The sequence below is a fragment of the Sphingomonas sp. BL-S-25 genome (genome assembly GCF_055521555.1).
The window spans coordinates 3,368,972-3,389,104 of the sequence record NZ_CM145486.1; the positions used below are offsets into that span (position 1 = coordinate 3,368,972).

General features: G+C 67.1%; 20 protein-coding genes. 14 read left to right on the forward strand and 6 right to left on the reverse strand.

Translation table 11 applies throughout. The features are described 5' to 3' along the window. Positions 1 to 208 precede the first annotated feature (208 nt). Together ACZ1H8_RS16340 and ACZ1H8_RS16345 are read left to right on the forward strand one after the other, a co-directional pair. A complete protein-coding gene (locus ACZ1H8_RS16340; protein ID WP_465178239.1) occupies positions 209 to 1,237 on the forward strand; it encodes a hypothetical protein in 1,029 nt (342 codons plus the stop codon). 5 nt (positions 1,238 to 1,242) lie between these two features. Next, positions 1,243 to 1,998: a hypothetical protein gene (locus ACZ1H8_RS16345; protein ID WP_465178240.1), complete on the forward strand. Its 756-nt coding sequence runs from the start codon at positions 1,243 to 1,245 to the stop codon at positions 1,996 to 1,998. Positions 1,999 to 2,016: 18 nt separating this feature from the next. Here ACZ1H8_RS16345 and ACZ1H8_RS16350 read toward each other — a convergent pair whose 3' ends face one another. Beyond that, a complete protein-coding gene (locus ACZ1H8_RS16350; protein WP_465178241.1) occupies positions 2,017 to 3,516 on the reverse strand; it encodes a serine hydrolase in 1,500 nt (499 codons plus the stop codon). 200 nt (positions 3,517 to 3,716) lie between these two features. Here ACZ1H8_RS16350 and ACZ1H8_RS16355 point away from each other — a divergent pair, with 200 nt between their 5' ends. Continuing rightward, on the forward strand, positions 3,717 to 4,430 hold the full coding sequence (locus ACZ1H8_RS16355) for a winged helix-turn-helix domain-containing protein (protein WP_465178242.1): 714 nt from the start codon (positions 3,717 to 3,719) through the stop codon (positions 4,428 to 4,430). A 27-nt stretch (positions 4,431 to 4,457) separates the two neighbouring features. On the opposite strand, the gene fixJ is transcribed toward ACZ1H8_RS16355, so the two are convergent. Both fixJ and ACZ1H8_RS16365 read right to left on the reverse strand, forming a co-directional pair. Further along, positions 4,458 to 5,069, reverse strand: a complete 612-nt coding sequence (fixJ, locus tag ACZ1H8_RS16360) for a response regulator FixJ (RefSeq protein ID WP_465178243.1) — start codon at positions 5,067 to 5,069, stop codon at positions 4,458 to 4,460. Next, on the reverse strand, positions 5,059 to 6,576 hold the full coding sequence (locus ACZ1H8_RS16365) for a PAS domain S-box protein (protein ID WP_465178244.1): 1,518 nt from the start codon (positions 6,574 to 6,576) through the stop codon (positions 5,059 to 5,061). Before ACZ1H8_RS16365 ends, fixJ begins: the two co-directional genes overlap by 11 nt. 152 nt (positions 6,577 to 6,728) lie before the next feature. Here ACZ1H8_RS16365 and ACZ1H8_RS16370 point away from each other — a divergent pair, with 152 nt between their 5' ends. The 5 genes from ACZ1H8_RS16370 to ACZ1H8_RS16390 all read left to right on the forward strand — a co-directional run bounded on the left by ACZ1H8_RS16370 (position 6,729) and on the right by ACZ1H8_RS16390 (position 9,469). Continuing rightward, positions 6,729 to 7,418, forward strand: coding sequence for an alternative oxidase (locus tag ACZ1H8_RS16370; RefSeq protein WP_110153675.1), 690 nt, complete (start codon positions 6,729 to 6,731; stop codon positions 7,416 to 7,418). Between the two features lie 127 nt (positions 7,419 to 7,545). Continuing rightward, positions 7,546 to 7,908, forward strand: a complete 363-nt coding sequence (locus ACZ1H8_RS16375; protein WP_465178245.1) for a response regulator transcription factor FixJ — start codon at positions 7,546 to 7,548, stop codon at positions 7,906 to 7,908. A 2-nt stretch (positions 7,909 to 7,910) separates the two neighbouring features. Further along, complete coding sequence (locus ACZ1H8_RS16380) at positions 7,911 to 8,327, forward strand: group III truncated hemoglobin (protein ID WP_465178246.1); 417 nt, start codon at positions 7,911 to 7,913, stop codon at positions 8,325 to 8,327. A 129-nt stretch (positions 8,328 to 8,456) separates the two neighbouring features. After that, positions 8,457 to 8,801, forward strand: coding sequence for a DUF6481 family protein (locus ACZ1H8_RS16385; protein WP_465178248.1), 345 nt, complete (start codon positions 8,457 to 8,459; stop codon positions 8,799 to 8,801). Further along, positions 8,798 to 9,469, forward strand: a complete 672-nt coding sequence (locus ACZ1H8_RS16390; protein ID WP_465178249.1) for a spermidine synthase — start codon at positions 8,798 to 8,800, stop codon at positions 9,467 to 9,469. The genes ACZ1H8_RS16385 and ACZ1H8_RS16390 overlap by 4 nt, the downstream gene beginning before the upstream one ends. Before the next feature lie 16 nt (positions 9,470 to 9,485). Here the strand turns inward: ACZ1H8_RS16390 and ACZ1H8_RS16395 are convergent, their stop codons facing one another. Then, complete coding sequence (locus ACZ1H8_RS16395) at positions 9,486 to 10,463, reverse strand: SDR family oxidoreductase (RefSeq protein ID WP_465178250.1); 978 nt, start codon at positions 10,461 to 10,463, stop codon at positions 9,486 to 9,488. Between the two features lie 393 nt (positions 10,464 to 10,856). Here ACZ1H8_RS16395 and ACZ1H8_RS16400 point away from each other — a divergent pair, with 393 nt between their 5' ends. The 5 genes from ACZ1H8_RS16400 (at position 10,857) to ACZ1H8_RS16420 (ending at position 18,139) form a co-directional block, all read left to right on the forward strand. Further along, positions 10,857 to 12,074, forward strand: coding sequence for an efflux RND transporter periplasmic adaptor subunit (locus ACZ1H8_RS16400; RefSeq protein WP_465178251.1), 1,218 nt, complete (start codon positions 10,857 to 10,859; stop codon positions 12,072 to 12,074). Between the two features lie 8 nt (positions 12,075 to 12,082). After that, a complete protein-coding gene (locus ACZ1H8_RS16405) occupies positions 12,083 to 15,301 on the forward strand; it encodes a multidrug efflux RND transporter permease subunit (RefSeq protein WP_465178252.1) in 3,219 nt (1,072 codons plus the stop codon). Continuing rightward, complete coding sequence (locus ACZ1H8_RS16410) at positions 15,298 to 16,737, forward strand: efflux transporter outer membrane subunit (RefSeq protein ID WP_465178253.1); 1,440 nt, start codon at positions 15,298 to 15,300, stop codon at positions 16,735 to 16,737. Before ACZ1H8_RS16405 ends, ACZ1H8_RS16410 begins: the two co-directional genes overlap by 4 nt. Before the next feature lie 113 nt (positions 16,738 to 16,850). Continuing rightward, positions 16,851 to 17,711: a hypothetical protein gene (locus ACZ1H8_RS16415; RefSeq protein WP_465178254.1), complete on the forward strand. Its 861-nt coding sequence runs from the start codon at positions 16,851 to 16,853 to the stop codon at positions 17,709 to 17,711. A gap of 5 nt (positions 17,712 to 17,716) precedes the next feature. After that, a complete protein-coding gene (locus tag ACZ1H8_RS16420) occupies positions 17,717 to 18,139 on the forward strand; it encodes a hypothetical protein (RefSeq protein ID WP_465178255.1) in 423 nt (140 codons plus the stop codon). 9 nt (positions 18,140 to 18,148) lie between these two features. Here ACZ1H8_RS16420 and ACZ1H8_RS16425 read toward each other — a convergent pair whose 3' ends face one another. Together ACZ1H8_RS16425 and ACZ1H8_RS16430 are read right to left on the reverse strand one after the other, a co-directional pair. After that, positions 18,149 to 18,559 carry a VOC family protein gene (locus ACZ1H8_RS16425; protein ID WP_465178257.1) on the reverse strand — a complete coding sequence of 137 codons (411 nt, stop codon included), beginning with the start codon at positions 18,557 to 18,559 and terminating at the stop codon, positions 18,149 to 18,151. Further along, a complete protein-coding gene (locus ACZ1H8_RS16430) occupies positions 18,556 to 19,161 on the reverse strand; it encodes a pyridoxamine 5'-phosphate oxidase family protein (protein WP_465178258.1) in 606 nt (201 codons plus the stop codon). Before ACZ1H8_RS16430 ends, ACZ1H8_RS16425 begins: the two co-directional genes overlap by 4 nt. Before the next feature lie 76 nt (positions 19,162 to 19,237). On the opposite strand from ACZ1H8_RS16430, the gene ACZ1H8_RS16435 reads away from it, so the two are divergent. Further along, positions 19,238 to 20,128, forward strand: coding sequence for a LysR family transcriptional regulator (locus ACZ1H8_RS16435; RefSeq protein WP_465178259.1), 891 nt, complete (start codon positions 19,238 to 19,240; stop codon positions 20,126 to 20,128). Positions 20,129 to 20,133 lie beyond the last annotated feature (5 nt).

The window sequence follows — 20,133 nt, forward strand, 5'->3', positions numbered from 1 at the left end:
CGAACAATTGCGAGACGCAATCGCTGTCTTGGCGAAGCGTCGCTCCGAAGCGGTTCTATCGTGTGACCGAACCGTGATAGTCTCGCGTGCGCCGACTCGGGCGAGCAGCCCGATCGCGCATGAACAGGATCGTGAACGCGACCTGCGTGGTGGCATCGCAGCCGCCGCTTGACTGGCTTTCACGGCGTCCTGCGAGGAGAGCGGCCCGATGGCGCAGGTGACGATCGACGCTGCCAATACGCGCTTCTACATCAGCGTGGCGCCCGCGATGCCCGTGGTTGAACTCACCGCCAGAGCCGCGGACGGGAGCGTCCTGCCAGCGGCGGCGTGCAGCTGGACGTTCGTGCTCGACTATCCCGGTTTCATTGCCGTGCCGCAGGGCTTTCGCCGCAATGGGCGGGCCTATCGCCATCCGCCGATCCAGGCGATTATCGGCAACCCGGTGCGCGTGCCCTTCGCGATCGTGACAGGCGGGCAACTGACCGCGACGGTGACGGCGTCGATCGGCGGCCGGCCGGTGACCGTCTCCCGCAGCGATATCCTGATCGGCGGAACCAATCCGGGCGGGACCGATCTGTCGGCGGCCGTGCCCGAAAAGCTGATGCGCCAGATGATCCAGCAAGAAAGCGGCGGCGCACAGTTCAACGACGGGCGGGGCGGGCTCCCGGCCCAGGCGATCAATCCGAACTGGTCGCAGGACAATCTGCGCGGGGTAGGGCTGGGCCAGTTGACCAATCCGCCGCCGAGCGCCGACGAGGTGTGGAACTGGCGCGTCAATGCCGCCTCGCTCCAGCGCCGCTATCGCGACAAACGGCGATCGGGTGCATCGCTTCATACGCGGGTCATGGCGTCGGCCCGGTTCCAGGCGGAAGTGGCGGCGCTGGCCGAATGGCGCCGCGCCGAGGGCCTGCCACCGATCCGCGTCTCGCTGCCCGCGCTGACCGAGCAGCAGCAGGACCGGGAGGGGCTTCGCGCCTATAATGGCTTTGGTCGCAAGGTCGCGGATCAGTATCTCGACCATATCCATGAATATGAGCCCACCCTGACCACGCTGACCTCCGCCACGCGCCGCGATCCCGCGGGGCGAGCGCTGACCTCACCGCCGGTACCGGCGGTCGATGCCAATGGCGTCGGCAGCTGGACCCAGATCAGCGGTGCCGAGCGGAACAGTCGCTCGGGCGGCCAGGCGCCGGGGGATCCGGACTATGTCGCCCATGTCCTGGCGAGGCCGGGATGAGGCGGGTGCTGCGTCTGCTCTGGCTGCTGCCGATCCTGGCACTGGCGGCGCCGGCACCGGTCGCTGCGCAGCGCCGGAGCTGGCCCCAGCAGGCAACCGTGCTGATCGGTCAGTCCTGGATCGGCCTGTGGCGCGGCGGTCGCGTGGTCGCCTCGCGCACCGTGACCGGCTGGCAGTTCGGCGCGGCGCGGTTGAGCGCGGACGGGCGGATGGTCGAGATCGCCGCCACCCGCAGCGACGCGGCGCAGGGCGGCGATACGATCCTGCGCTTCGATATCCGGACCCTGAAACCGCGCGCGCAGGGGCGTGACCCGAGGCTGACCGCCGCTCCGGTACGCACCCCGATCGGCACCGATGCCGGGGTACCCGACGACCGCGAGGCCCTGGCTCGGACCGGGCGTGAGGGCGGCCGGATGGCGGGGCCGACCGACCGGGTCGTCCTGTCCGCCGACGGCGTCATGGTCGCGATGTTCGCGCCGTCGGCTGAGCCCGGAGCTCCCTGGTCCGGGCGCGTCATGCGGCTGAAAGACGGCCAGGCGCAGAGCGCCCCTGGCCTGTTCATCGACGACGGCACCCGCCGCGACAACGGCGCCGCCCGATCGCTCGCCTGCCTGCTCCCGCGCGGTGAGGGCGCCATCTTCACCTATATCGGCGCGCCAGCCGACCGCGCGTCCGAGTATCAGCCCTTGACCCCGGGCGCAGCGCCGGTCCCGCTGAAGACGCCTTATGTGATGAGCTGCCTCGCGCCGCGGGGATCCTGACGCAATGCGTGAGGGCTGTCAGTTCCCATTTGAAACCCCCGAAAGCTCGGCCAGCACGCCTTTGATGCGAGGATTGCCAGGATCGAGTTCAAGGGCAACGCGATAACTCACCCGGGCATCATCGCGGCGGCCCGCCGCGAGATAGGCTTCGCCCAGGCTGTCATGCGCATTTGAGGACTTGGGGAACCGCCTCACATTCCATTCGAAGGGCCCCAGCGCGGTGTCAACATCGAGAATGAACCTCGCATCGTAGCCGACGCGATTGACGATCGCCTCGACGCGGGTCGCCGAATGGGTGGCGATCAGGCGGTCGACAGCTGTTTCCCACCGTCCAACCGCCAGCGCGCGGAACAGTGCCTCCTCCTGAGCCTCTTCGGCGCGCGCGGCTCCCGGCATCACGTACTCCGCGAGCAACGCGGCGACACGGTGCCGGTCGAACGCAGATCGTCCGCCATTGTCGAGATAGATCACCGTGGCGCTATCGGCATGATCGGCGGTCCTGAAGAAATGTCGCCACACCAGACGGTTCTCGCCGCCATGACCGACGATCGTCACATCGCCATTCTGCGCATATTCCCAACCGTGGCTGTGCCAAGCCGGGACCCCCGAGACCATGGGGAAGGGTTTCCAGGATGCGTGCAATATGTCGAGCGGCAACAGCGCGCCGAAATACAGAGCCCGGCTCCAGCCGATCATGTCGTTAAGAGTGGCAAATACTCCGGTAGAGCCGAACGTATAATCCGGCCACGTAGGCAGGCCATAGGGCGCCGGCGGGCCGTCTCGGCGCCGCGTCGGCCGATAGCTCGATACCAGTCCGGGCAGACGGAATGGCTTATCTGGCACCCCACTATAGTACCGTGCCACCTGCATCCCGGCGGCGCGAAATTGCGCGCGCGAAAGAGACGAGATCGAGGCGCCGGTCGCCTGCTTCAGCGCTTCGTGTGCGAACAGGAAGTTAGTCTGGTTATAGTCGTTGGACGTCCCTGGCGGGAAGCGCAGCGGCAGGCTGTGGATCGCCGTAAACGCTTGATCCACGGTCGGCGCGACATGGTCCGGAATATAGTCCGGCAAGCCCGAGACATGCGCAATCGCTTGCTCAAGCGTGATCGACTGCCAAGCGATGGGCAGATCGGGACGGACGATGCCGAGCGGCATCGCCAGGTCGATTTGCCCCCGTTCGACGGCCTTGAGCAGTTCGATCACCAAGAAAAGTTTGGAAATGGAGAATAGCGGATAGACAGATGCCGGGGTGATCGGCGTGCCGCTGTCGCGGTCTGCCAAGCCGTCATGTCGAAGATGGACGAGTTTGCCGCGGCGCAGAACCGCGGCCGAATAGCCGACTGTGCCATAAGCCGATGCAGTGGCCCGGAGCAGATCGTCCATACCGTGCGAGATGGGCGCCGCCGCCATGTCGGAGCAGAAGCCGCGCCTCGCCAAGCCCCCCGTCGCGACGCCGGCCAAGCCCAGGCCGACGAGGAGTCGCCGCTCCGGTGAGTGCGGCTGGTCGCTCGTCCGCATTAATGCTCCCCATGTCGCTGGTTCGAAGGACCCTTGGCGTATCTTCGGATAACGAACGCAGCCAGTGACAACTTCTGACCAACTCTGACATCGAAGGATGGGCAAGACGCAGGCTCGGCTTCGCGTATAGAGATGACGCAATGCAGTGCTTTGACGACTTCAGGCTGGATCCGGGGATGCTGCGACTCTCTCGCGGCGCGTTGGACCTCGATGCGCCGCCTCAGGCGGTCGAAGTGCTTGCCTATCTGATCTCCAACGCGCATCGCACGGTGACCCGCGACGAATTGCTGGATCGGTTCTGGCCGCGCGCTGGTACTGGCGGCGACGCAGCGCTCAACACCTGTATTCGCCGAATCCGCGCGCTCCTCGACGATGACGCGGATGCTCCGATATATATCCAGACCCGGCCGAGGGCGGGGTATCGGTTCGTCGGTCAACTCAAGCCTGAGCCTGCGGCACCCTCCCGGCGGCGCTGGCACCGACTTGCCGTCGCAGTCGGCATGACCGCCAGCGTCACCTTGGCCGGTGCCGTCTGGGGGCAGCAGCGTTTATTCCCCCCCCATCGCACCATTGTCATCGAGCCGGTTCAGGGCCTGTGCGAATATGTCCTGTTTCCCCGATTCAACAGCGGCCTTCGGGAAAGCTTCGTGTCGACGCTGAGCCAGGACCTCCCTGCGCGGTTCAGCATCGTCGCATCCGGAAAGCGCGCCGACCTCCACGCGCGCGTCAGCGTGCGGCAGACGCCCCAGCATACCCTGGTCGCCTTGACGCTGATCGAAGACGGCAATGGCCGTATCCTGTGGTCGGAGGAGTTCGACGCGCCGACCGACCGCAACGATTATGTGCCGCTGCAGCGTGCCCTTGCGAATCGGATGGCCGTCAGCCTGAATCGCGCGCTGGTCGATCGTCTTTGAGACACCGGCTCATCCACTCCCACCGCCTCACCCCAGTTCCGCCACCGTCACCATCCGCACAAGTTCCGACAGGCTCCTGGCCTGCATCTTCATCATCACGTTGGCCCGGTACACCTCGACGGTGCGCGCGCTGATTTCCAGGTCGAAGGCGATGACCTTGTTGGCGTGGCCGGCGATCAGGCCGTCCATCACCTCGCGCTCGCGCTGCGACAGGGTCGCCATGCGTGCGCGGATGCGGTCGCGTTCGGCCTGGGCCTCGTCGCGGTCGTGCTGGCGGGCGATGGCGGCGCGGATCGCGGTCAGGATCGTGTCGTCGTCGAACGGCTTTTCGATGAAGTCGGCGACGCCGGCCTTCATCGCCTGGATCGCCAGCGGCACATCGGCGTGGCCGGTGATGACGATCACCGGCGCCGCCACCGCGCGACGCTTCAGCTCGGCGACCAGCTCGACGCCGTTCATGCCGGGCATGCGGACATCGGTGACGATACAGGCATGGTCGACCGGTGCGTGGGAGGCGAGGAAGGCGTCGGCCGAGGGGAAGGTGCGCACGCGAATGCCGGCACAGTCGATCAGGAACTCCAGCGAATGCCGCGCGCCCTCGTCATCGTCGATCACATAGACGATCGGCTCATTCGACATCGGCCAGTTCCTCCTTGTCCAGTCGCTCCAGCGTGAAGCGGAACACCGCCCCGCCGCCGTCATTGTCCTTGACCCAGATCCGTCCGCCATGCGCCTCGACGATGGTGCGGGAGATCGACAGGCCGACGCCCATACCCGTGCGCTTGGTCGTGATGAAGGGCTGGAACAATTGCTGCGCGATCTCCGGGCTGATACCCGGGCCAGTATCGGCGACGCGGACCAGCGCCATGGCGTTCGGCGCCGGCTCGATCGCGATTTCCAGCTCGCGCCGGTCGGTGTCGCCCTCGCTCATCGAATCGACGGCGTTGCGCACCAGGTTCAGCACGACCTGCTGGATCTGCACCTTGTCGGCCAGCACCAGGTCGATCGCGGGGTCGAAGGCGTATCGCACGCGGATGCCATGTTCCTTGGCGCCGACCAGCGCCAGCGCGCTGGCTTCCTCGATCAGCTTGGGCAGGCTCTCGGCGCTGCGCTCGCTCTCGCCGCGCGCGACGAAATCGCGCAGCCGGCGGATGATCTCGCCCGCGCGCAGCGCCTCGTCGGCGGCGCGCTCGACCGCATCGGCAACGCGCTCGACCGGCACCTCGTCGCGTGCCAGCAGCATCCGGCTGCCCTTCAGGTAGTTGGCGATCGCCGACAGCGGCTGGTTGATCTCATGCGCCAGCGACGATGCCATCTCGCCCAGCGCGGTCAGGCGAGAGACATGGACGAGTTCGCTCTGCAGTTCCTGCAGTCGCGCCTCGGTCTGCTGCCGCTCGGTCAGGTCGCGGACGAAGCCGGTAAAGAAGCGCGCGCCCTCCATCCGCATCTCGCCGACGGCCAGCTCCATCGGGAAGGTCGATCCGTCGGCCCGCTCGCCCAGCACGACGCGGCCCTTGCCGATGATCCGCCGCTCCCCGGTTTCGTAATAGCGCGCCAGATACCCGTCATGCGCCTCTCGGTGCGGCGACGGCATCAGCATGCTGACATTGCGCCCCTCGACCTGGTCGGCGCGCCAGCCGAACAGCCGCTCGGCGGTCGGGCTGAAATCACGAATCAGCCCTGCCTCGTCGATCACCACCATCGCATCGGGCACGGTTTCCAGGATCGATCGCAGATGCGCCTCGCGCCGGGCAAGGTCGGCATTGACCCCCTCCGCCTCGCGCCGCGCCCGCTGGAACCACTCGCCCCCCAGCGTGACCGCGCCACCGACCAGCAGGAAGGCGCCGGCGGCGATCCAGTTGCCCGCGCCGATCGCCCCGGTCATCCGGTCGACGAGCAACCCCGCGACCGCGCCCAGCAGCGTCGCCAGCAGGCCCGGCCACAATCCGGACAGCGCAGCCGCGGCAACCACCGCGGGCACGAAGAAGATGAAGGTGGCGCGCTGCTCCAGCAGGTCGCCCAGGCTCCAGCGCACCGCCGCGCCAGCCGCGATCACCATGATCGCCAGCGCACAGCCCGCCGCGGTGCCCAGCCGGGGCAGGCGGGTCGGGGCAGGGGGAACGGGCAGGGCCACCACGTCGATCATGTCTCCGTCCGCGCGGGATGCCGGACCTCCGGGATTCCCCTTAGGGTAGCCATCCTAGGATGATCATCCAAATTTCGCCGCGCAGGCCATGCGCCTAATTGGATCTCCGACGGCAGCGACCGGATCGCACCGCCTGTTTCGGGAGACTTTCCATGACCGCACCCTTTATCGACCTCAGCGTCCACCACCGGCCCAAGGGCGTGTCCGACCGGATCGCGTTCGGCTTCACCAAGATGCTGCGCTGGACCGCCGACACCTTCTTCGCCGAACGCTATGGCCACCGCGCCGTGGTGCTCGAGACGGTCGCCGCGGTGCCGGGCATGGTCGGCGCGACGATCAACCACCTCGCCTGCCTGCGCCGCATGTGCGACGACAAGGGCTGGATCAAGACGCTGATGGACGAGGCCGAGAACGAGCGGATGCACCTGATGACCTTCATCGAGGTGTCCAAGCCGACCTGGTACGAACGCGCGGTGATCATCGGCGTCCAGTGGGTCTTCTACCTGTTCTTCTTCGGCCTGTACCTGGTCAGCAGCAAGACGGCACACCGCGTGGTCGGCTATTTCGAGGAGGAAGCGGTGATCAGCTACACCCACTACCTCGCCGAGATCGACGAAGGCCGGTCCGAGAATGTCCCGGCGCCCGAGATCGCCAAGCGCTATTGGGGCCTGCCGGAGGACGCGACGCTGCGCGACGTAGTGCTGGTCGTCCGGGCGGACGAGGCCCATCACCGCGACGTCAACCATGGCTATGCCAATGAACTGGCTGGCCTGCCCACCGGCACTGTCGCCCCATGCCCCCCGCACGCCGCGCTCGAGCCGACCTGGAAACAGGCCGCCTGAGCCGGGACCGGCCGGTGGATCCCCCACCGGCCGGGCGGTACCCGCACCACCTGTTCCCCTCCGTTTCCAGGGAGGGGAGACGGTTCGCCCCTCGGTAGAGAGACGATCCCCCCAACGGACACGCGCCATGACCGCCCAGCCGCAGATCCTGTTGTTCGAGCCCGACCCCGCCGTCGCCGCCGCGCTCGCGTTTTCGCTCGAGCTCGACGGCTTTCGCGTGACCCCGGGCGATGCCGATGACGATGCGGCGGACACCGCCTCCTGCCTCGTGCTCGACCAGCGCCAGCCCATCGGCGATGGCCTCGCGCTGCTCGGGCAACTGCGCGCCCGGGGTTGCCGTGGCCCGGCGGTGATCCTCGCCACCAATCCCAGCCGCGCGCTGCGCGACGGCATTGCCCGGGCCGGAGCGGCGCTGGTCGAAAAGCCGCTGCTGGGCGAAGGACTGACCCGGGCCTTGCGCAGTGCGCTCGTCCAGCCGAGGGACGCGTGACCATGACCGAATTCAGCTTCGACCCGGTTCCCCAACTGACCGAGGCCGACCTGGAACGGGTCGTTCACGCCTTTTACGCGCGCGTCCGCGCCGACGGGCAGATCGGGCCGATCTTCAACGACGCGATCCACGACTGGCCCGGGCATCTCGACAAGTTGAGCGCCTTCTGGTCCTCGGTCATGTTCACCAGTGGCCGCTACAAGGGGCGGCCGATGCCTGCGCATGTCCGCCATGCCGGACGGATCACGCCGCAAGGCTTTGCCCGCTGGCTGGCGCTGTGGCGCGAGACGACCGACGAGCTGCTGCCCGCGCGGCACGCGGCTGCAATGCAGGAAAAGGCGGAGCGGATCGCCGAGAGCCTGATGCTGGGCATCGATTTCTACCGCAGCAAATTGCCTGCGGACGCTCGTTCCGCCTGACTTTACGGCGTCGCGGAACCCGAAACGGGTTCATCGGTACGAGACATGCGCGCAAATGCTGCTAAGAGCGCGCTTCCTGGCGGTCGTCGCGATCGCCTCCTCGTACCTATGGAACACCGACGGATCATCATGGCAGGTTACAAGACTCCGAGCTTCAACGACCGCGCAGCGGCATCGCGCGCCGCTCGCGAAAGCGCGCTGGAAAAGCTGCGTAACAAGGCTGCACCGGATCCCGCCGTGATCGCAGAGCGCAAGGCGGCTCAGGAAGCACGCGAGGCGGCCGAAGCGGAGAAGCGCGCCGCGCGCAAGGCGGCGATCGAGGAGGCCAAGGCCGCCCGCGCTGCGGCAGCGGCCGAGCGCAAGGCGGCCCAAGAGGCGGAGGCCGCCAAGGCCAACAAGCCCAAGCCGACCGAGGCCGAGCTGAAGGCAGCGCGCGACGCGCGCTATGCGGCACGCAAAGCCCGGAAGCGGTGACACCCCGCGAGCTGATCGGCGTGGCCGAGGTGCCGGGCGGTCCGCCGCTCCGCCTCGTCCGGCACGGTCGCGACTTCATCATCATGCTCGATCGCAACGAGCTGATGAGCAGCCGCATGAGCGGCTCGGAAGTCGCGCTGGCGACGATGACGCTCGATCGGCTGGCCGAACCGAAATCGGCGCACATGCTGATCGGCGGATATGGCATGGGCTTCACCCTGCGCGCGGCACTTGCCGCGACGGGGCCGAAGGCGAGGATGGTGGTGGCCGAACTGGTGCCGGGCATCCTCGACTGGGCACGCGGCCCGATGGCCGATCTGGCCGCGGGCTGCCTCGACGATCCGCGGGTCGACATCCGTATCGAGGATGTCGGCGCATCGATCGGTGCAGCGCGCGCGACCTATGACGCCATCCTGCTCGACGTCGACAATGGCCCGGACGGCCTGACCCGTCCGGGCAATGACGGGCTCTATTCCAACCACGGTCTGGCGCGCGCGCGCACCGCGCTGCGTCCCGGCGGCATCCTCGCCGTCTGGTCCGCCGGCGCCGACGCCGCCTTTACCCGCCGGGTGAAGCAGGCCGGCTTCGACGTCGACGAGGTCCGCGTCCGCGCCCGCGAGAACGGCAAGGGCCCGATGCACACCATCTGGTTCGCCCGGAAGGTGTGATGCCACTCGGGCGCGCTCACACCGCGCCCGTTCCTCCGTGCGCGCCGAAGATGCTGCCCGTCGTGAAGCTGGTGTTGTTGTCGACCAGCACGACGTAGAGCGACGCCAGCTCTGCAGGCTGTCCGGCGCGGCCGAGCGGGGTGTCCTGGCCAAACTCGCCCATCTTGCCCGGCAGCTGTCCGCCCGCGACCTGCAACGGGGTCCAGACGGGGCCGGGCGCGACGCCGTTCACCCGGATGCCCTTGCTCGCCAGCTGCTTGGCCAGCCCCTTGGTAAAGATCTCGATCGCGCCCTTGGTCGTGGCATAGTCGAGCAGTTCCTCGCCCGGATTGAAGGAATTGACGCTGGCGGTGTTGATGATGCTCGCCCCCGGCTGCATCCCCGCCGCGGCCGCCTTGGACAGCCAGAAGGGGGCATAGACATTGGTCTTCATCGTCCGGTCGAACTGGTCCGAGCTGATTTCGGCGATCGATGCCTTGGACTGCTGATAGGCAGCGTTGTTGACCAGGATATCGAGCCCACCCAGCGCGCGCGTCGCATCGGCAATCAGGCGGGTGCAGAACCGCTCGTCGGTCAGGTCGCCGGGCAGCAGGACGATCGTCGCCCCCTCCGCCTCCAGCAGTTTCTTCACATCCTGGGCGTCGGGTTCCTCGCTGGGATGATAGTTGATCGCGACTGCGGCGCCTTCGCGGGCATAGGCGATTACCGCCGCCCGGCCGATGCCCGAATCTCCACCGGTGACGAGTGCCTTGCGGCCCTTCAGCTTGCCCGATCCGACATAGCTTCGCTCGCCGCAATCGGGGACCGGCTTCATGTCGCGCTGAAGCCCCGGCCATTTCTGGCGCTGCTCCGGAAAGGGGTCGGACGTATATTTGGTCTGAGGATCGGTCATCGGTGCGGTCGTGCCGCCCTCCTGCGCAGCTGCAGCGGGCGATGCCGCCATTGCGAGGCCGGCGACGGCACCGCCCTTCAACATCTCCCGCTTGCTGATCATCCTACTGTCCTTCCCTGACCGAGCGGGGTCGAACGGCATGGGTCCGGGAAAGGTCCATCGAGCGCTTCTGCTGTGATAAGAAAGTGAAATGCGGGCGCCGCAGCCTTGATCGGAAACACGGCGGAAAGCTTCGAGCGATAGGGCGCCCGCAATCAACGGCCCGCTAACCGGGCCATTCCTGTTCGGTACCTAGCGCGAGGACCCTGAGTGCCCTCACCATATGCCGGCATTCCGCCCCTGTTTTCCGCCCGTCGGGAAGCGGCAATCTTGTTGCTTGCAAACTGCATCATTCGGCAACATTCCAGATCATCATCGCCCATGAAACGAATCTCCGCCGCACGAGTTTGGCCCGCAGTGCCAGGGATCGTGTCTGGCTTGACCAGGACGCCCGACTTGCCCGCTGACCCGATCGCCCCGATTCTCCGTACCCTGCCGCTCGCATTCGCGCTGGTCCTTGCCGGCTGTGGCGGCGGCAGCAGCGCGCAGGACAAGGCGAAGGGGAAGGGGCCGTCCGGCCCCACCCAGGTCGGCTTCGTGGTGGTCCAGCCGACCAGCGAGCCGGTAACGGTCGAGCTTGCCGGGCGCGTCAACGCCTATCAGACCGCCGAAATACGTCCCCAGGTCAGCGGCGTGATCCAGCGCCGCTTCTTCACCGAGGGTGCGATCGTTCGCCAGGGCCAGACGCTCTACCAGGTCGACCCCAGCCTCTACCGCGCTTCGGTCAATCAGGCGCAGGCCAATCTTCGCAGTGCCCAGGCCAATGCCGAGGCGACTGCCGTCCGTGCCCAGCGGCTGAAGCCGCTGGCGGAGATGGAGGCCGTGGCCAAGCAGGACTATACCGATGCCGAGGCGACCGCGCGCCAGGCGCAGGCGTCGGTGGCGCAGAACCGGGCTCAGTTGGAAACGGCGCGGATCAACCTGCGCTTCACCAACGTCCCCGCGCCGATCACCGGGCGGATCGGCCGCTCGCTGTTCACCCAGGGTGCATTGGTCACCGCGAACCAGGCCGATCCGCTGGCCGTCATTCAGCGGCTCGACCCGATCTTCGTCGACATCCAGCAGTCGAGCGCCGAGATGCTGGCGCTGCGCCGCGCGCTGAGCCAGGGCGGACTGATGCCGACCCGGGCGCAGGTCCGGCTCAAGCTGGAGGATGGCAGCGACTATGGCCTGACCGGCAGCGTCGAATTTGCCGAGGTCCAGGTCGACCCCGCAACCGGTACCGTCACGCTGCGCGCGGTCTTCTCCAATCCCAATGGCGTGCTGCTGCCCGGCATGTTCGTCCGCGCCAATTTCGCCCAGGCGATCAACACCCGCGTGTATCTGGTGCCGCAGCAGGCAGTCACGCGCGAGGCCAATGGCACCGCCTTCCTGTTCGTGGTCGGTGCGAACAACAAGGCCGAACGCCGCAACGTCGAGATCGAACGCGCGGTCGGCGCCAACTGGGTCGTGACCAAGGGGCTGAACCCCGGCGACCGCGTGATCGTGCAGGGCACCGGTCAGCTCCGGCCCAACGCCGATATCCGCCCGGTTCCCGCCACCAACCCGCAGAATGTCGCGCCGCCGCAGCAGAAGCAGGGCGGCGGCGACGCCGCCAAGGGCAAGCAGGGTTGAACTGAGCGATGTCCCGCATCTTCATCGATCGCCCGATCTTCGCCTGGGTGATCGCGATCATCACCATGCTGGCGGGCGTCGGCGCGATCTTCGCGCTGCCCAAGGCGCAATATCCCAACGTCGCCCCGCCGCAGGTCAATATCCGCGCCACCTTCCCCGGTGCGTCGGCGGAAACGCTGCAGAATTCGGTGACCCAGGTGCTGGAACAGCAGCTGACCGGTATCGACGGGCTGCTCTATTTCAGTTCGAGCTCCAGCTCGCGCGGGCAGGTGACGATCTCCGCCACCTTCTCCACCGGCACCGATCCGGACATCGCCCAGGTCCAGGTCCAGAACCAAGTCCAGCAGGCGCTCCCGCGCCTGCCGCAGCAGGTCCAGCAACAGGGGCTGCGCGTCACCAAGTCGAACCCCGACTTCCTGCTGATCGTCGGCACCTATGACGAGACCGACGAGAAGACCAATCGCGACGTCGCCGATTACCTGACCTCGAACCTCCAGGACCCGCTGTCGCGCATCGAGGGCGTGGGCGACGTCAACGTGTTCGGGTCGCCCTATGCGATGCGCATCTGGCTGAACCCGGACCGGCTGGCCAGCTATCAGCTGATGCCGGGCGACGTCGTCACCGCGATCCAGAACCAGAATACCGAAGTTGCTGCCGGTGAACTGGGCGGTCAGCCCATGCCGCGCGAGCAGATGCTGAACGCGACCGTGACCGCCCAGTCGCGGTTGCAGACCGCCGACCAGTTCAAGGCGATCGTGCTGAAGACGCAGCAGAACGGCGCGACCGTCCGTCTGTCCGACGTCGCGCGTGTCGAATTGGGGGCGGAGAATTATACCTCGTCCAGTCGCATCAACGGCCATCCCGGCGCGGGCATGGCGATCAGCCTGGCGCCCGGCGCCGACGCACTGCGCACCTCGGACCTGGTCAAGGCCGAAGTCGAGCGGCTGGCGAAGAATTTCCCGCCGGGAATGAAATTCGCATACGCCAACGACACGACCGACTTCATTCGATTGTCGATCGACGAGGTGGTGAAGACCCTGCTCGAGGCGATCGTACTGGTCGTGATCGTGATGTTCGTGTTCCTGCAAAGCTGGCGCGCGACGCTGATCCCGGCGATCGCGGTGCCGGTGGTGCTGCTCGGCACCTTCGCGATCTTCTATCTCGCCGGCTTCTCGATCAACACGCTGACCTTGTTCGGACTCGTCCTCGCCATCGGCCTTCTGGTCGACGACGCCATTGTCGTCGTCGAGAATGTCGAGCGGCTGATGGAAGAGAATCCGGGCATGTCGCCGCGTGAGGCGACGATCCAGTCGATGAAGGAGATCCAGGTCGCGCTGGTCGCGATCGCGGTGGTCCTGTCGGCGGTGTTCATCCCGATGGCGTTCTTCGGCGGATCGACCGGCGTGATCTATCGCCAGTTCTCGCTGACCATCGTCGCCTCGATGGTGCTGTCGGTGCTGGTGGCGCTGATCCTCAGCCCCGCGCTGACCGCGACCTTGCTGAAGCCGAAGCATGCGGAAGGCGAGCATGAGGCGAGGCCCGGCTGGCTCAAGCGTCGATTCCCGCGCGTCGCCCGGTTCGGACACACGGCGAAGACCAAGTTCAACGATGGATTCGAACGCGGGGTCGACAGATATACGGCCAGCATCGCCTATGTCGTCGATCGCAAATGGATCTTCCTTCTGATCTATCTGGCGGTCGTCGCGATCCTGGCCGTGATGTTCCTGCGCCTGCCCACCAGCTTCCTGCCGGTCGAGGACCAGGGCGCGGCCCAGATCCAGTTCCGCCTGCCCGCGGGCGCGACCCAGCCGCGTACCATCGCGGTGCAGGAGCAGATCGAGCGCTATTTCCAGCAATATGAGGGACGCAACGCAGCCACCATCCTCACCGTCGCCGGCGGCGGCGGGGGCGGGGCGGCCGGCCAGAATACCGGCCAGGGCTTCCTCAACTTCGCCGACTGGTCGGAGCGCAAGGGCAAGGAAAACAGTGCCGATGCCATCGCGGCGCGCGCCACCGCCGCGTTCCGCAACATCCGCGATGCGCAGGTGTTCGTATTGTTGCCGCCGGCCGTTCGCGGCCTGGGCCAGTCGACCGGCTTCACCATGGAGTTCCAGAACGCCAGCGGCATGAGCCAGGCGGATTTCGCCAAGGCACGCGACCAATTGATCGCCGCCGCCAATGCCGACCCGATGCTGACGGGAATCCGGTTGAGCGACCTGCCCGACGTAGCGACGCTTCAGGTCGATATCGACCAGCAGAAGCTGTCGGCGCTCGGGCTCAATCAGAACGACGTCAACAACACGCTCGCGACCGCCTGGGGCGGACGCTACGTCAACGACTTCATCGATCGCGGTCGCGTGAAGCGCGTCTTCGTCCAAGGCGATGCGCCCTATCGCGCGACGCCGGAAAATCTGGGCGAATGGTTCGTGCGCGGATCGCAGGGCAATATGGCGCCCTTCACCTCGTTCGCCCGCACCAGCTGGTCGGTCGCGCCGACCACGCTCGGCCGGTTCAACGGCATCCCCGCCTTCGAGATCCAGGGCCAGGCCGCATCGGGCGTCAGCTCGGGCGAGGCAATGGACCGCATCGCCGCGCTCGCCGCGCAGATCCCGGGGACCAGCGTCGCCTGGGCGGGCGTTTCGTTTCAGGAACGCCTGTCCTCGGGCCAGGCGCCGCTGCTCTACGGCCTGTCGCTGCTGGTCGTGTTCCTGTGCCTCGCGGCGCTCTACGAAAGCTGGTCGATCCCGGTCGCGGTGCTGCTGGTCATCCCGCTCGGCCTGGTCGGGGCGGTGTTCGCGGTCACGCTGCGCGGGCTGGAGAATGACGTGTATCTCCAGATCGGCCTGCTGACGACGATGGGCCTGGCGGCGAAGAACGCGATCCTGATGATCGAGTTCGCCGAACAGGCGGAGAAACAGGGCAAGCGGGTGATCGACGCCGCGATCGAGGCGGCGCGGCTGCGCATCCGCCCGATCCTGATGACCAGCCTCGCCTTCATCTTCGGCGTGCTGCCGCTCGCCATCTCGACCGGTGCCGGCGCCAACAGCCGCGTCGCGATCGGCACGGCAGTGATCGGCGGCATGCTGACGGCGACGATCCTGGCGGTATTCTACATCCCGCTGTTCTTCGTGCTGGTCCGCCGCGGGGTCCGTGACGGGCTGAACAAGATCCGCGGCCGCAAGCGCGACGCGAAGGCCGATCCGGCCGCACCGGAGGCAACGGCATGAAGCGCGCGCTGATTCTCCCCCTGCTGCTTGCCGGCTGTTCGATGGCGCCGCGCTACGAGACGCCGGCGCTGCCGGTGCCGCAGTCCTGGCCGGTCGGCGACGCCTATCTGGCCCAGTCCGAGGCGACCTTGCCCAGCCTGACCTGGCGGGACGTGTTTCGCGACGCCCGGCTCCAGACGCTGATCGAACAGGGGCTGGAGACCAATCGCGACCTGCGCGTCGCCGCCGCCAATATCCAGGTGGCGCGCGCGCAATATCGCATCCAGCGTGCCCAGCAATTCCCGGCGATCGATGCCAGCGCCGGGGTCACTGCGACCGACAGCGGCACGGCGCGCCAGGGCAATGCCGGCGGCGTGGCGGGGCAGGGCGGCGGTACGCGGACCAGCTTCTCGACCGATATCGGCGTGACCGCGTTCGAGCTCGACCTGTTCGGCCGTCTGCGCTCGCTGACCGAGGCCGAGCAGAACCGCTATTTCGCCACCGAAGCCGCCGCGCGCGCCACCCGGCTGACGCTGGTCGGAGATATTGCAGATGCTTGGCTGACCTATGCGGCCGATGCCAGCCGGATTCAGCTGGCGCAGGAGACCGCCGCCAGCGCCGAGCGCAGCGTCCGGCTGACGCGGGCGCGCTACGAAGGCGGCATCGCACCGCGGTCAGACCTTCGCCAGGCGGAGCAGATCCTCGCGAGCGCCCAGGCCGATATTGCGGAGACGCGCACGCAGCTGGCCCAGGATGTCAACGCTCTGCAACTGCTGGTCGGTCGCCCGATCGATCCCGCGCTTCTCGCGGCCTCGCTGGATCAGGCCGCGCCGGCCATCGCGCTGGTGCCGGCGGGCATGGACTCGACGATCCTGTTGCGCCGGCCCGACATCGTCCAGGCCGAATATCAGCTGCGCGCTGCCAATGCCGATATCGGTGCGGCGCGCGCCGCATTGTTCCCGCGGATCAGCCTGACCGGACTGGTCGGCTTCGCCAGCAATGCGCTGACGTCGCTGTTCACCGGCGGCGCGTTCAACTGGTCGGCCGGCGCGAACGCCAGCTATCCGATTTTCCAGGCCGGCGCGGGCCGGGCAGGGGTCGCGCTCAGCGAGGCGCAGCGCGACGCATTGCTCGCCACCTATGAACGCTCGGTCCAGTCCGCCTTCCGCGAAGTGGCAGACGGCCTGGCGCGCCAGGGCACGATCGGCGAACAGCGTCGCGCGACCAGCGCGAACATCGCCGCGGCCGCCGACAGCTACCGTCTGGCCGAGGCGCGCTATCGCGGCGGGATCGAGCCGTTCCTCAACACACTCGACGCGCAACGCTCGCTGTACCAGGCGCAGCGCAGCGGACTGGAACTTCAGCTGGTCGAAGCGTCGAACCGCGTAATTCTGTACCGCGCACTCGGCGGCGATTCGTCGATCTCCCAGCCGGTGCCGGCAACGGCTCGACCCTAAACCGCGCACCGGTCGCCGCGCGTTCGGCTGTCCTTTTCGGAGGAACCGTTGCCGCCCGCAAAGGATTAGGACAGGCAGACGCAGGTTGGTGCTAATCCTCGCGGAGCCGGTGCATGAAGAAGACGCTGTATCTTCCGAAGTTCGACGCGTCCTTGAATACCGACTGGTGCAGTTCCAAGAACAATGCCGACTTGACGCTGACGCTGCGGCTGGGATTTCGCCAGATCAACCCGGCGGGCGGCGCTGCCAAGGGCACCTATAACGACTATGGCGACGCGAATGGTCAGCCGCGCGCGATCCTGAAATGGACGCCACAGACGTGGCAGGCGTGGAAGCTCACCTTCTGCCGCTCCGCCCAGTTGTTCTGGCATGGCAAGTTCTGGATCTCGAACAATCGGGGCCTCTACCCGGTCCGGCTGGCCCAGCATATCTTCCTGCCCAACTTCTACTGCAAGTTCGAGATTCTCGGGAGCGACGCATCCGCCGGGCGGCATCATCACGTGATCGACGTGGTTCGCCTGGATCCCAGCGAAAGCTGGTTCGGATCGCACTCGACGCTGTACGACAGCGGCGACATCAATTCGGTGCCCAAGGCGCGCGACAGCAAGGGCAATACCGTGATGCAACGCGCGCATGTCCATGAGATCGGCCATCTGCTGGGCCTGCCGCATGTCGATGTCGGCAAGCCGCATTGCCCGCCCGGCGGCAACACGAATGCCAGCGCATGCTATGGCATTACCGACACCGACATGAACAGCGTGATGGGCTCGGGGATGCGGTTGGACGTCGCCCATGCCAAGCCCTGGATCGAGGCGATGGACGCATTCGCCAAGGGTGAGGCGCGCTCGCCCTATTACAATCCGGCGCCGAAATTCGTGAAGCCGTTCCAGGCGACCAAGCAACGCATCTACCCGCGCAGCACGGCCGAGTTCGAGGCCGGCAAGCTGGTTACCACCCTGCAGTTCGGAAGGTGACGATCATGTCCATCGGAACGACCCTCAGGATCGGCATCGCCGCAGCGGTCCTCGCCACCAGCGCGCTTGCCGGCTGCTCCGGATCGAATGCAGCCGCCCCCGCGAATGACCTTGCCACCCCCGACCCCCAGGCGCGCACCGCTGCGCGCGATCAATCGAAAGGACGCACCATGTCGGCCTCGAAGCCGTGCGGCACTACCCGGATCGAACGTTCCGCCTGCATGATCGAGCTGATCCTCGACGATATAAAGGCCAATTACAGCGCGATCGGTGGCGGTGGGATCACCAGCATCAAGGCGGGCGTCGGCATGTCCTATACCATCGCCCTGCCGCAGGAAGGGCGCACCGACCTGTTCACCTATGAATTCGAGCTTCGCGGCAACGACATCGCGATCAAGAGCAAGAAGGAATCGACCCAGAGCTATTGATCGCGGCCGTCAGGCGAACGGCGTCGCGAACTCGATGCGGATCCCGCCGGGGATGAAGACCAGGAAGTGGCGTGTCGCGGATCCCACTTGGATCGGTCCGGGGGCCGCGTCCACCGTCACGCCGGGATGCGCCCGAACCTTGTCCCAAACCGTATCGAGCGCGGCATCGTCGGCCACTGCCAGCGACAGGTGATGCAGCCCGATATTGGCCCGCCGGTCGAATCCGCGCGCCGTCTCCGGATCTGCCGCCCGCCACAGCGTCAGCAGGATCGCGCCGTCCGAAACGAAGATTGACGGATAGTCGGGCACGCCGCCCACCTCGTCGAACCCCAGCACACCGCAGAAGAATCCGCGCGCCTCGTCCAGGTCGGGGACGGTCAGCCCGACATGATGTACGCCGCGGGTCAGTGCCTTGGTCACGATGGCTCTCCTTCCAATTCTGCGATCCGCGCGCGAAGCCGGGCGATCTCGTCGATCAGCGGCTGGCTGGCCTCCCGTATCTCGGCTTCGGTGAAGCGCGGGGTGATATGCTGCGGGCAGTTCCAGTCGAAGCCGGTCACGTCGATGACAAAGGCGCGCTCGACCTCCGCCGGATAGTCCGGGCTCGTCAGCGCCACGATGTCGGCGGGGTCGTCGCTGCTGCGGGCATGACCGATCAGCTTCAGCCTGCGCCGGTTGGCATAATCCATCAGGAGCAGCGCGACGCGGTCATCCGCCGCCAGGTTCGCCGCCGACAGATATTGCTTGTTTCCGCGATAGTCGGCGAACCCGATCCGGTTGCGCTCGATCCGCCGCAGGAAGCCGGCGGGGCCGCCGCGATGCTGGACATAGGGCCAGCCATCCTCGCTGACGCTGGCCATGTAGAAGCTGTCGCGCGCGGCGATGAAATCCACCTCGCGATCGGTCAGCCAGTCGATGTCCGCATCGGCCTCCATCCGCGCATAGGCGGCGCGGGACCCCGCTAGCTCCTGCAACGCGCGGGCGCCAGGTCCGAACAGGGTGTGGAGATAGGTCGCCGCCATGCAGGCCAAGCTAATGCGTTGCTGCGACGATGATAATCGGCAAGGATTGAACCGTTCCATTTCGCATTGAGGAATAATGGACCGGTTCGAGATGATCGGCGCGTTCGTCGCGGTGGCGGAACATCGCGGCTTTGCCGCCGCCGCCCGTGCGCTCGGCATCTCGCCGCCCGCTGTGACGCGCGCGGTCGCCGCGCTCGAGCGCCATCTCGGCGTCACGCTGTTCCACCGCTCGACCCGCGCAGTCTCGATCACCGATGACGGCGCCGCCTTCCTCGAACGCGCCCGCGCCATCCTTGCCGATCTGCGTGACGCCGAACAGGTCGCACGGGGCGGGGGCTCGGAGCCACGCGGGCAGCTCTACGTCACCGCGCCGGTCATGTTCGGCCGGCTGCACGTGCTGCCGGTGATCGACGCGCTGCTTGGCGCGCATGACGGGCTGACAGCGCGGATGATGCTGATCGACCGCAATGTCCGAATCGTAGAGGAGGGGATCGACGTCGCGGTGCGGATCGGCCCGCTCGCCGACAGCGCGCTGCGGACGACCCGGATCGGGTCGGTCGACCAGGCGATCGTCGCAAGCCCTGCCTATCTCGCCGCCCATGGCACGCCGGCCGTGCCGGACGAGCTTGCCGCTCATCGCTGCATCGCCGGCAATGGTGTCCGCACCGGCACGACCTGGCCGTTCGGGCCGCGGGGGCAGGGACGGGACATCACGCCTCGCCTGACCGTCAACACGATCGACGCCACGCTGGCCGCGGCAGAGGCCGGCCTCGGCATCGCCAACCTGCTGAGCTATCAATGTGCCGACGCGATCGTCGCCGGCCGCCTCGTCCGCATCCTGGCCGATCACGCCCCGCCGCCGCTTCCGGTCAGCCTGCTCTACGATGCCGGCCGCGCCGCCATGCCCGCGGTCCGCGCCTTTATCGACGCGATGCGTGACCGCGCGCGGCAGCGGGGTTGGGGCTGAGCGTG

What these genes read in the sequence shown, in the direction of transcription:
- ACZ1H8_RS16370 (WP_110153675.1), top strand. Translation starts at nt 6,729, where the DNA reads ATGACCGCACCCTTTATCGACCTCAGCGTCCACCACCGGCCCAAGGGC.
- ACZ1H8_RS16435 (WP_465178259.1), top strand. Translation starts at nt 19,238, where the DNA reads ATGGACCGGTTCGAGATGATCGGCGCGTTCGTCGCGGTGGCGGAACAT.
- ACZ1H8_RS16340 (WP_465178239.1), top strand. Translation starts at nt 209, where the DNA reads ATGGCGCAGGTGACGATCGACGCTGCCAATACGCGCTTCTACATCAGC.
- ACZ1H8_RS16375 (WP_465178245.1), top strand. Translation starts at nt 7,546, where the DNA reads ATGACCGCCCAGCCGCAGATCCTGTTGTTCGAGCCCGACCCCGCCGTC.
- ACZ1H8_RS16420 (WP_465178255.1), top strand. Translation starts at nt 17,717, where the DNA reads ATGTCCATCGGAACGACCCTCAGGATCGGCATCGCCGCAGCGGTCCTC.
- ACZ1H8_RS16410 (WP_465178253.1), top strand. Translation starts at nt 15,298, where the DNA reads ATGAAGCGCGCGCTGATTCTCCCCCTGCTGCTTGCCGGCTGTTCGATG.
- ACZ1H8_RS16415 (WP_465178254.1), top strand. Translation starts at nt 16,851, where the DNA reads ATGAAGAAGACGCTGTATCTTCCGAAGTTCGACGCGTCCTTGAATACC.
- ACZ1H8_RS16405 (WP_465178252.1), top strand. Translation starts at nt 12,083, where the DNA reads ATGTCCCGCATCTTCATCGATCGCCCGATCTTCGCCTGGGTGATCGCG.
- ACZ1H8_RS16350 (WP_465178241.1), bottom strand. Translation starts at nt 3,516, where the DNA reads ATGCGGACGAGCGACCAGCCGCACTCACCGGAGCGGCGACTCCTCGTC.
- ACZ1H8_RS16380 (WP_465178246.1), top strand. Translation starts at nt 7,911, where the DNA reads ATGACCGAATTCAGCTTCGACCCGGTTCCCCAACTGACCGAGGCCGAC.
- ACZ1H8_RS16430 (WP_465178258.1), bottom strand. Translation starts at nt 19,161, where the DNA reads ATGGCGGCGACCTATCTCCACACCCTGTTCGGACCTGGCGCCCGCGCG.
- ACZ1H8_RS16365 (WP_465178244.1), bottom strand. Translation starts at nt 6,576, where the DNA reads ATGATCGACGTGGTGGCCCTGCCCGTTCCCCCTGCCCCGACCCGCCTG.
- fixJ (WP_465178243.1), bottom strand. Translation starts at nt 5,069, where the DNA reads ATGTCGAATGAGCCGATCGTCTATGTGATCGACGATGACGAGGGCGCG.
- ACZ1H8_RS16395 (WP_465178250.1), bottom strand. Translation starts at nt 10,463, where the DNA reads ATGATCAGCAAGCGGGAGATGTTGAAGGGCGGTGCCGTCGCCGGCCTC.
- ACZ1H8_RS16385 (WP_465178248.1), top strand. Translation starts at nt 8,457, where the DNA reads ATGGCAGGTTACAAGACTCCGAGCTTCAACGACCGCGCAGCGGCATCG.